Source organism: Ideonella sp. (genome assembly GCF_035254525.1).
GTDB lineage: Bacteria > Pseudomonadota > Gammaproteobacteria > Burkholderiales > Burkholderiaceae_C > Ideonella.
This window is the reverse complement of record NZ_DATFAN010000219.1, coordinates 1-10,030: the sequence shown is the minus strand read 5'-3', so window position 1 is coordinate 10,030 and position 10,030 is coordinate 1. Positions and strand designations below refer to the sequence as shown.

General features: G+C 68.4%; 8 protein-coding genes. 3 read left to right on the top strand and 5 right to left on the bottom strand.

What is annotated here, in order from left to right:
* The 3 genes from VJ693_RS25640 to VJ693_RS25630 all read left to right on the top strand — a co-directional run.
* A partial coding sequence (locus VJ693_RS25640; RefSeq protein ID WP_324159009.1) for an ABC transporter substrate-binding protein occupies window positions 1-307 on the top strand: 307 nt, incomplete at its 5' end.
* A gap of 51 nt (window positions 308-358) precedes the next feature.
* Window positions 359-1,309: a porin gene (locus VJ693_RS25635; RefSeq protein ID WP_324159007.1), complete on the top strand. Its 951-nt coding sequence runs from the start codon at window positions 359-361 to the stop codon at window positions 1,307-1,309.
* Window positions 1,310-1,368: 59 nt separating this feature from the next.
* Entirely contained in the window at window positions 1,369-1,722 is a 354-nt protein-coding gene (locus VJ693_RS25630; RefSeq protein WP_324159005.1) for a ComEA family DNA-binding protein, read from the top strand.
* Here VJ693_RS25630 and VJ693_RS25625 read toward each other — a convergent pair.
* From VJ693_RS25625 to VJ693_RS25605, 5 genes are all read right to left on the bottom strand, one after another.
* Entirely contained in the window at window positions 1,680-3,023 is a 1,344-nt protein-coding gene (locus VJ693_RS25625; protein ID WP_324159003.1) for a patatin-like phospholipase family protein, read from the bottom strand. The genes VJ693_RS25630 and VJ693_RS25625 overlap by 43 nt on opposite strands.
* Before the next feature lie 115 nt (window positions 3,024-3,138).
* Window positions 3,139-3,582: a hypothetical protein gene (locus tag VJ693_RS25620; RefSeq protein ID WP_324159002.1), complete on the bottom strand. Its 444-nt coding sequence runs from the start codon at window positions 3,580-3,582 to the stop codon at window positions 3,139-3,141.
* A 161-nt stretch (window positions 3,583-3,743) separates the two neighbouring features.
* Window positions 3,744-7,286, bottom strand: a complete 3,543-nt coding sequence (gene dnaE, locus VJ693_RS25615) for a DNA polymerase III subunit alpha (protein ID WP_324159001.1) — start codon at window positions 7,284-7,286, stop codon at window positions 3,744-3,746.
* 53 nt (window positions 7,287-7,339) lie between these two features.
* Window positions 7,340-8,926, bottom strand: coding sequence for a hypothetical protein (locus VJ693_RS25610; RefSeq protein WP_324158999.1), 1,587 nt, complete (start codon window positions 8,924-8,926; stop codon window positions 7,340-7,342).
* Between the two features lie 102 nt (window positions 8,927-9,028).
* Window positions 9,029-10,030: zinc-dependent metalloprotease (locus tag VJ693_RS25605; protein WP_324158997.1), on the bottom strand; the 1,002-nt coding region annotated here is incomplete at its 5' end.

Genomic DNA, 10,030 nt, shown 5'->3' with positions numbered 1-10,030 from the left:
TGGCGTCGAGGGCGCGCAGAAGGTCGGCATGGAGAAGTTCAAGGCCGACTTCAAGAAGAAGTTCGGTGCCGATGTGCAGATCTACGCCCCGTACGTCTATGACGCGACGATGGTGATGGTCGATGCGATGGTCAAGGCCGGCTCGGCCGAACCGGCCAAGTACCTGCCGGTGCTGGCTAAAACCAGCGGTTATAAGGGAGTCACGGGAACTATCGCTTTTGACGATAAGGGCGACATCAAGAATGGTGCACTGACGCTTTTTACCTACAAGGGTGAGAAGCGCGAGCAGATCGCAGTCGTGCGCTGAACTGACCCAAGGCAAAATTCGGGTTCCCCCTAAACGAGAGGAAAGTTACACATGAAGAAGCAATTCGCACTGGGTCTGATCGCCGCCGTTTGCGCGACCGGTGCCTTCGCCCAATCGTCGGTCACCGTCTACGGTCGCCTGAACGTGACCGTCGAAAGCATCAAGAACGGTGCAGACGACCGCGTGGGCGAGGTCCGCGACAACTCGTCGCGCATCGGCTTCAAGGGCACGGAAGACCTGGGCGGCGGCCTGAAGGCTGGCTTCCAGATCGAGCACGGTTTCGACGCCTCCACTGGCCAAGCCAAGTCGACCTTCTGGGGTCGCCAGTCGGAAGTCAACCTGAGCGGCGGTTTCGGTACCGTCCGCCTGGGCGCCTGGACGCCCGACTCGTACTTCGCGACGTCGGACTACATCGGCATGCACAACCATGAAACCGGTGACTCGTCGGATGCGTTCTACGCGTCCACGTTCACGTACGGCAACAAGGTTGGCTACGTCACCCCGAACCTGAGCGGTTTCCAAGGCTACGTGTCGGTCGCCGAAGGCTCGCCGACGGTTGAGAGGACTTACGACCTGGCCGCCTACTACGACCGTGGCCCCCTGCACCTGGGTGCGGGCTTCGAAAAGCGTGACAACCAGAAGCAGTTCGCCCTCCGCGGCCTGTACGAGTTCGGCGCCTTCACCGTTGGCGCGCTGTACCAGCGTGACACCGACATGTACGGCCTGGGCAACCGGAACTACTTCCGCGTGTCCGGCATGTACGCCATGGGCGCTTCGGAGTTCCACCTGAACGTCGGTCGCGCTGGCGAGTACGGCGACGAGCCGGGTACCGGTTCCTCCACGCAGTGGACGCTGGGCTACAACTACAACCTGAGCAAGCGCACCAAGGTGTACGGCTACTACACCGCCATCGGTGGCGACGATGCCGATCGCTACACCGGCATCGGCACCGACAACGGCAAGTTCAACGCCTTCGCGCTGGGCATCCGCCACAACTTCTGATCCGGCTCCAGCCAGACCAGTCTTGAAAGCCGCGCCGGGCAACCGGCGCGGCTTTTTTCATGGCCACTGCCGTGGCATCCTCGCGACCCATGCACATTTCGATCTGGCGGACTCTCGCGGCAGGGTTGTTGCTGGCGGCCGGCGCCCCGGCCCAGGCCGCGCTCGGCGGCACCACCGATCTCAACCTGGCGAACCAGGCCGAGCTCGAGATGGTCAAGGGCATCGGCCCGCAGTTGTCCGAGCGCATCCTCGCCGAGCGTGCACAGGGGCGCTTCGAAGATTGGGCTGACTTCATTGCCCGCCTGAAGGGCCTTGGTCCGACGCACGCGACTCGCCTGTCGGCGGCCGGCCTGCGGATCGGCGGTGAGGCCTATGCCGGCAACGCCGCGGCTCCCCCCGGGCCGGCGAAGTAGTGGACCGATTCGGGCGTGACTGGATCGGTCAGTGCAGACACATGTCTTGGTGACGCAGCCGCCAGCGCATTGCCCTCGGCCGGCCAACGCGGCCGCCAACCGAAGAAGCCGGCCACCTCGGCACGGCGGGCCAGCGTGTCGCTTTCGCCCAGTGCCATCAGCTCGCGGGTGAAGTCGGCCTCGAACAGCAGGTAGCTGGCCAGCGCGGCGCCGCGCGCGTCGCTGCCCTGCCCGCTCACCCCCACGCCACGCAGCAGGGCCCGGATGGTCAGCGGCAGCGCATCGAGGTGACGCGCAGCGATGTCGTCCAGCCGCTGGCTGGGTGCGATCAGCAGCACGTCGATCGGCCGCAACGCGCTCTGCTGGCGTGCCTGCGCCGACAGCAGCTGCAGCGTGCGGTTGATGCGTTGCAGGCGCTCGAAATCGACCGCCAGCGCATCGAGGAAGATGTTCGACAGCGCGTGCCCCGCGATCTGCGCCATCGTCGGGTAATCGGTGCTGACCTGGCGCTTGCCGGGCGGCTCGTGCATGCGCCCGGCGCCGATCACGAGGATCCGCTCGGCGCCGAGGTGGATGGCCGGCGAAATCGGCGCCGCCTGGCGCATGGAACCGTCGCCGAACCACTCCGGCTCGCCGTCGATGGCCAGCTGCTTGGCCGGAAAGACGAAGGGGATCGCGGATGAGGCGAGCAGGTGCGGCAGGCCGATGTGGTCGCGCACCGCGCGGCGCTGCGAGCGCACCCAGGCAGTGACCTCCTGGGCCGCGTTGTAGAAGGTGACGTGTTCGCCCGTGGTATAGCTCGACGCACTGACCGCCAGGGCGCGGAGGTGCCCGTCCCGGATCAGATCCGGGATGCGCTCGAGGCGGACCATGCGTTCCAACAGGCCGGCCAGGGGCGCGTTGTCGAGCAGGGAGCGCGGCTTGAGCTTCCTCCACCGGGCGATGATCCAGCCGATGGACATCATCGTCAGCCATCGCGCGCCCGTGCGGATCACGCCGATCGAATCGGCACGGTAGACCTGCTCGGCGTGAAAGCCCTGCCAGATCGACACCAGCTTCGCAACGCCCTGCTCGAAATCGTCGGCATCACCGGCCAGGGCGGCGGCGTTGATCGCACCGGCCGAGGTGCCGGCAATCACGGGGAAGGGATTGCCCGGCGGCGCGTCGCACTCGCGCCGGATCGCCACCAGCGCCTGCAGCACGCCGACTTGGTAGGCGGCTCGCGCGCCGCCACCGGTGAGGATCAGCCCGGTGACGGGCGAGGCGGGCTGGGCGGAAGGGCTGGCCGAGACGGACTGCATGGTGCAGGCCAGTCTAGGCCGGCGGTCGGACGCGAAAGCGCCCAATAGCGGGGCAAGCGGGGGCCTATTGGGCTACGGGCAGCACATGGGCCCGATCGCCCACAGACCCTCTCGCTCAATCGTGTCCGTGACCCTTGCCGTGGCTTTTGGAATGCCCCGGCGGTCCGCGCCGATCATCATCGTCGTTGCCGCGGTAGGCGGCGGGTGCGACATGCGCGCGGTACCACTCTTCCTTGACGAAGTAGACCGGCACGCCGCACGCGTTGTAGCGCGAGCAATGCTGGCTCCAGTTCTTCTGGTGACCAGGTGGCACCCACAGGTAGACGGGCTGCACCGGCTGCGCGACGACCACACGCGGCCTCTGCACCCACACGGGTTGGGCGACCATCACCTCGGGCTGCGGGAAGCGCCCGATGTCGATGCGGCCATAGACGCCCGGCTGGCTGACGGAGATCGACACCCCCACATCCGCCGCGCGTGCCGCAGGGCTCACCATCAGGCCGGCCGTCGCGGTGGCGGCCAACGCCAGCGTCCACAAGGCGACACGGGCAACGCTCATCGGAGCGGGGTGGGGATGCTGTCGGCTCATCGTCGGTGGGCCGCTCACGGGCGGGCCAAGGTAGTCGAGGTAGAGATTGAAACGCCGAACGCCGCCGTGGAGTTGGCAGGATTTCGCACCAATCGGCCTCTATTACGAACTATTACCGCTCGCCCGGCGGGTCAGCCATAGACCACCGAAGCCTTGCCTTCGTGCGCCAGCTGGCGCCAGCGGCCCAGTGCCTGGTCGCTCGGCCATATGCGGCCGGCCGCCCCCAGGTCCAGCTCGGCGCGGGCCCCCGGCCGCTTCAGCAGCAGCCGCACACTCAGGCCCTGCACCAGTTCGCCGCCGCCGTCGGCCTCATCGGCGTGCTCCACACGCGCCGGAAAGCTGCGCACCAGCTCGGCGATGGCCGGCATGCCACCGTTCAGCTCGACCGCCAGGTAGCGGCCGAAGCGGGCCCGTGCGGCCGCCAGATCCCAGACCTGGTTGACGTTCAGGCGCAGCCCGCCGGAGAAGCGATCGGGTTGCACCTTGCCCTGCACGACGATCAGCTCGTCCTCGCGCAGCAACTCGCGGTGCGCGTCGAGCAGCTCCTCGTTGACGACCGCCTCGATCGGCTCGCTGGCGTCGTCGAGCTTGAAGATACCGACCCGGCCGCGCTGGCCATTGACGACCCGCAGGTCCGTCACGATGCCGGCCAGCAGCTGCGGCTCGCGCGAGTCGATCAGGTCGGCCACACGGCGCGGGCAGAAGCGGCGCACCTCGGCTTCGTTCTCATCGAACAGGTGGCCAGAGAGGTAGAAGCCGATCGCCGTCTTCTCCAGTGCCAGCCGCTCGCGCACGCTCCAGGCTTCGGCGGGCTGCAGCGGCGGCTCCTGCGTGTGCGAGCCGTGCGCGCTGTCGCCACCGAAGTCGAACAGCCCGCTTTGCAGCGCGTTGGCCGCCTGGGTCTCGGCCCACTCGAACGCCAGGCCCACGCTGGCCAGCGTGGCGGCACGGTCGGGATGCAGGCCATCGAAGGCGCCGGCCTTGATCAATGCCTCGACCACGCGCTTGTTGCACTTGCCCTTGTCGACCCGCGCGCAGAAGTTGAACAGGCTGGAGAACGGACCCTCGGCCTCGCGCGCGGCGACGATCGCCTCGATCGCGCCCTGCCCGGTGCCCTTGATGGCACCCAGGCCGTAGCGGATCTTCCGGCGCCCTTCCGGGCCTGGCATCGGTTCGAAACGGTAGACGCCCGAGTTGATGTTGGGCGGCTCGAACTCGAGCTTGAAGTTCTTCGTCGCATCGGCGAGCAGCACCTTGAGTTTGTCGGTGTCACCCAGTTCGATCGTCATGTTGGCCGCGAAGAACTCGGCCGTGTAGTGCACCTTGAGCCAACCGGTGTGGTAGGCCAGCAGCGAGTACGCGGCAGCGTGCGACTTGTTGAAGCCGTAGCCCGCGAACTTCTCCATCAGGTCGAAGACCTCGTCGGCCTTCTCCTGGGCGATGCCCTTCTCGGCCGCCCCCTTGCGGAAGATGGCCCGGTGCTCGGCCATCTCCTCGGCCTTCTTCTTGCCCATCGCCCGGCGCAGCATGTCGGCGCCGCCCAGGCTGTAGCCGCCCATGGCCTGGGCGGTCTGCATGACCTGCTCCTGGTAGACCATGATCCCGTAGGTCTCGGACAGCACCTGCTCGACCAGCGGGTGCGGGTACTCGACCTCCTCGCGGCCGTGCTTGCGGGCCACGAAGCTGGGGATCAGGTCCATCGGGCCCGGGCGGTACAGCGCGTTCAGCGCGATCAGGTCTTCGAGGCGGCTCGGCCGTGCGTCGCGCAACATGCCCTGCATGCCGCGGGATTCGAACTGGAAGACCGCCTCGGTGAGCCCGTCCGAAAAGAGCTTGTAGACCGCCTTGTCGTCCAGCGGCAGCTTCTCGTAGGCGAAGTCCTTCTGATCCGGATAGCGGGCGACGATGAAGTCCTTGGCCAGCTCGAGGATGGTCAAGGTCGCCAGGCCCAGGAAGTCGAACTTCACCAGGCCGATCGCCTCGACGTCGTCCTTGTCGTACTGGCTCACCGCCGAGTCGCTGCCAGGCTGCTGGTACAGGGGGCAGAAGTCGGTGATCTTGCCCGGTGCGATCAGCACGCCGCCGGCGTGCATGCCGATGTTGCGCACCATGCCCTCGACGCGCGCCGCCAGCGACAGCAACTCGGCCACCTCTTCCTCGGCGGCCTCGCGCTGCTCGATTTCAGGCGCTTCCTGACGGGCGTAGATCACGCCCGGATCGGGCTTCTCGGGCACCTTGGCCAGCGTCACCGTCTTGCCCGGTGGCGCGGGGATCAGCTTGGCGATCGAATCGACGTGGCCGAAGCCCATGCCGAGCACGCGGCCGATGTCGCGCAGCGCCGCCTTGGCCGCCATCGTGCCGAAGGTGGCGATCTGGCTGACCGCGGGGCGCCCGTATTTCTCCTTGACGTAGTCGATCACCCGGTCGCGGTTGCCCTGGCAGAAGTCGACGTCGAAGTCAGGCATCGACACCCGCTCAGGGTTCAGGAAGCGCTCGAACAGCAGGTTGTAGCGCAGCGGGTCGAGGTCGGTGATCGACAACGCATAGGCCACCAGCGAGCCGGCGCCGGAGCCCCGGCCCGGGCCCACCGGGCAGCCGTTGGCCTTGGCCCATTTGATGAAGTCCGACACGATCAGGAAGTAGCCCGGGAAGCCCATCTTCAGGATCGTTCCGATCTCGAACTCGAGCCGCTCGACGTAGCGCGGGCGTTCCGCATCGCGTTGCGCCGCGTCCGGGAACAGCAGCGCCAGGCGCTGCTCCAGTCCGTCGAAGGATTCCTTGCGGAAGAAGGTCTCGATCGGCATCGGCGTGCCGTCGTCCTGGATCGGCGTCGGAAAATCCGGCAGCCGTGGCTTGCCGAGCACTAGCGTCAGGTTGCAGCGCTGCGCGATCGCGACCGTGTTCGCCACGGCCGACGGGATGTCGGCGAACAAGGCCTCCATCTGCGCCTGGTTCTTGAAGTACTGCTCGCGGCCGAAGCGCTTGACGCGCCGCGGGTTGGCCAGCGTCTCGCCCTCGGCGATGCAGACACGCGCCTCGTGCGCCTCGAAGTCTTCCGGCGCCAGGAACTGCACCGGGTGGGTGGCCACCACCGGCAGATTCAATTCCGCCGCCAGCGGCACCGTCGCGCGCACCAGGGCCTCGTGCTGCGGCAGACCGGCGCGCTGCAGCTCGAGGTAGAAGCGCCCCGGGAACAGGCCGGCCAGCCGCTCGGCCAGCTGCCCCGCACGCGCTTGGTCGCCGGCCAGCAGCGCGGCGCCCACCGCGCCGTTCTCCGCGCCCGACAGCGCGACCAGGCCTTCGCCAAGCTCGCCCAGCCAGTCCCACGTGACCCAGGCCTGCGCACGCTGCACGTTGCGCGTCCACGCGCGTGCGAGCAGCTCCGACAGGTTCAGGTAGCCCTGGCGGCTTTGCACCAGCACCAGCAGGCGGCTCGCGCCCTTGTCGACGGCGGCATCCGCCGGCTCGAGCCAGAGATCGGCGCCGAGAAGCGGCTTGACTCCCTTGCCGCGGCAGGCCTTGTAGAACTTGACCGCGCCGAACATGTTGGCGAGGTCGGTGATGCCCAACGCCACCTGCCCGTCGGCGGCCGCCTCGGCGGCCACGTCGTCGACCCGCAAGGTGCCGTCGACGACTGAAAACTCGGTGTGGGTGCGCAGGTGGACGAAAGGCATGCGGCATTCTACGAACCGCCCCCCTGCCGCTCGCCCCCGGCGAAGGCGCCCGCTTACTGCGCGCAGGGTCCGATCGGCACGTCGGCCGGCGCGCCCGTGCCGGCCACCTCGTCAGCCGTGAGCGTCACGCACACATCGTCGGACCGCACCCCTGCACCGCTGACCGTCAGGATGTGCGTGCCGGCCGGGGTTCCGCTCTTGAGCGTCAGCTTGACGGTCGACGGCTTCTTCTGCTGCACCTGGGTGTTGTCCCAGTCGTACGTGCGGCCGTAGCGCACGGTGCCGCCGCCATCGGTGAGGCTGACGATGGGGTAGTTCTCGTCAGATTCGGCGTCGTCGCCATAACTGCTGCCCGCCGAGATGCCGTTCATGCGCCGGCCGGTCAGGGTGAACACGCCCGAGCCGTCGTAGTGCAGCGCCTCGGGCAGCGGCCGGGACTTCTTCGGCGCCTTGCCATCGGGCGTGTAGATCCAGACATCGGTGGTGCCGTAGGTGAACATCAGCTGGCCGGTCGGCAACATCAGCATCCGGGTCACGAAGGCCGGGTCGCCGATCGTCACGGGAAAGTCGGGCACGATGGGCTTGATCTTGCCGAGGCCGGGGTCGTAATCGAACAGCTGGGTGGGCCCCTGGAACAGGCCCTTGGTCGGCGCCGCGTCGGCCGCCAGCACGAGGTGGCCGTTGGGCAGTTCGGCGGCCGGCGCATCGTCGGCGCCGAACAAGGCCTTCTGCCCGTTGAGCATGCCCATGATGTCGGGGCCCGGCACCCAGTTGTTCGACCCGACCTGGTAGGTCGCGGTGTGGCCGGTGGCGCCGGCGAAGAACACGTCGCCGCGCTTGTCGGCGCTGCGCAGCGTCAGCGCACCGCCCAGCTCGTAGCCCATCGCCACGCTGCTGAGCAGCGGAATGTCGCCCGTGGCGCCACCGTCGCTCGGGCTGCGGCTCGCCCAGGTCTTGGTCTTGGGGTCGTAGGCCTCTGCGTAGTCGCCGGCGGTCGCGATGCTGTGGAACAGGTCGTAGGTCAGTACCTTGCCGTCAGGCAGCTTGACCCAGGTTTCCTCGTCGCTGCTCTCGTCGGCGTAGAGCTTGTTGCCCGACACCGTCCAGGTCTTCTTCTTCAGGTCGTAGATGAACGAGGTGGGGTTGAACAGCGAGCCAGCGAGGATCTTGCTGCCTTCGAGCAGCATCGAGGGCACGTCGCCGTAGTTCGATTCGGGGTGGTGCGGGATCGGCGACCAGCTGTCGGCCAGCGTGTCGTAGGTTTCGCCGGTGTTCGTCCAGTTGGCGTCGAGGTTGGGGCCGCTGTATTCGCCGCCCAGCACCCAGACGTTGCCGTCGGGCGTGACGTGGCTGGCGAAGTAGATGCGGTTGGTGCCCATCGGCGTGATCGCCGACCAGGTGCCAGTCAGGTAGCTGCCGCTGGCCGAAGGGGTCAGGCGCTGCCAGATGTTGCCCGGGTTGTCGTACGAATGGGCGATGACGGTCCCGTCGGTCAGCAGCAGCATCGTCTCCACGCTGTGCAGCGGCGTGTGCTTGAGCTGCTTCCAGCTGGCGGCGTGTGCCGCAGGCAGCAGCGCCAGCGCCGCCGCAGCGGCCAGCAGGCGCTGCGGGATCTTCAGGGCCAGGGGGGCGTGGGACATCGCATGAACTCCATCGCCCACCGGCGGGCAGTGCAGTATCCGCGCGTCATCGCGGCTTGGGGAGGTGGGGCCCCTAGAGTGCAGGGGCCCGGTTCGCCGGCGTCAGACGCCGCTGCGCTGCATCGGCGCGGCGAGCACGGCGCGCAGCGCGTCGGCGCTGTCCGCCAGGTGGGCGCGCGCCTCGGGCGAGAGTTCGCCACGGCGGCTGGCGGCCGTGATCCGCTCGAGCAGCCCCCGCGCTTCGGCACGCAGCAGGCCGCGAGCGTCGGCGCGGCTGGTGGCCGACGGCCGCAGCAGCAGGTTCCCCAGGCGTCCGAGGTGCTCGCGTTGCAGGTCGCGCCGTGCGGCAGGGATGTCGCCGACCCGGTTCAGCTCGGCCCAGATGTCACGGGTCAGCCGGCCGTAGAGCTCGGCCAGGCCGAAGGCCTCGCGCGGCGTGGCGGCCTTGGCCTGTGCATCGAGCAGCCGCGCAGCCAGCGACTCGCTCATCAGTTGGTTCAGCAGAGCGCGCTGCATGTCCAGCATGATCGAGGCGAGCGAATAGTCGGTCGGCACCGGCTCGGCGCCGCCGAAACGCTCGAGGTAGTCGGGGGCCAGCCGGCGCGCCAGTGCCGGTGAGACCTGGAAGCTGCCGGCGGACAGGAAGCTGCCGGCCAGTGTGTCCAGCGCCTCGCGCTGCACCGCCGCCGGCACGGGCACCAGCGGGTCGCGCCCCGAGCCGGGGTAGTCGCGCAAGGTGCGCAGGCCGCCGATCTGGCGCGCCAGCACGCCGGCCGCGCGGGTGGCGTCGCGCAGCGCGTAGCCCAGCGCGCGGCGCAGCACCGCGTAGTCTTCGGTGGGCTTGAGCGCGCGGGTTTCCTGGCGCTGGAACAGGTCCCGCGCAATGGTGATGCGCTTCTTCGCGAAGACCAGCGGGTCGTCGCCCAGGTCGAAGACCAGCGACTCCGGGTGCAGCCCGAGCAGGTTGTCCTCATCGGTGCCGTAGGCCAGCAGCGGCTCGGGCGAGCGCGCGGCGATGCGTTGCAGCTCGGCCTCCTGCTGGGCCGCGCTGCTGCCCTCGCGGACCGGCTTGTAGGCGTACTCGATCGCCCAGTAGTCGTAGGG

What these genes read in the sequence shown, in the direction of transcription:
- VJ693_RS25635 (WP_324159007.1), top strand. Translation starts at nt 359, where the DNA reads ATGAAGAAGCAATTCGCACTGGGTCTGATCGCCGCCGTTTGCGCGACC.
- VJ693_RS25630 (WP_324159005.1), top strand. Translation starts at nt 1,369, where the DNA reads ATGGCCACTGCCGTGGCATCCTCGCGACCCATGCACATTTCGATCTGG.
- VJ693_RS25625 (WP_324159003.1), bottom strand. Translation starts at nt 3,023, where the DNA reads ATGCAGTCCGTCTCGGCCAGCCCTTCCGCCCAGCCCGCCTCGCCCGTC.
- VJ693_RS25620 (WP_324159002.1), bottom strand. Translation starts at nt 3,582, where the DNA reads ATGAGCGTTGCCCGTGTCGCCTTGTGGACGCTGGCGTTGGCCGCCACC.
- dnaE (WP_324159001.1), bottom strand. Translation starts at nt 7,286, where the DNA reads ATGCCTTTCGTCCACCTGCGCACCCACACCGAGTTTTCAGTCGTCGAC.
- VJ693_RS25610 (WP_324158999.1), bottom strand. Translation starts at nt 8,926, where the DNA reads ATGTCCCACGCCCCCCTGGCCCTGAAGATCCCGCAGCGCCTGCTGGCC.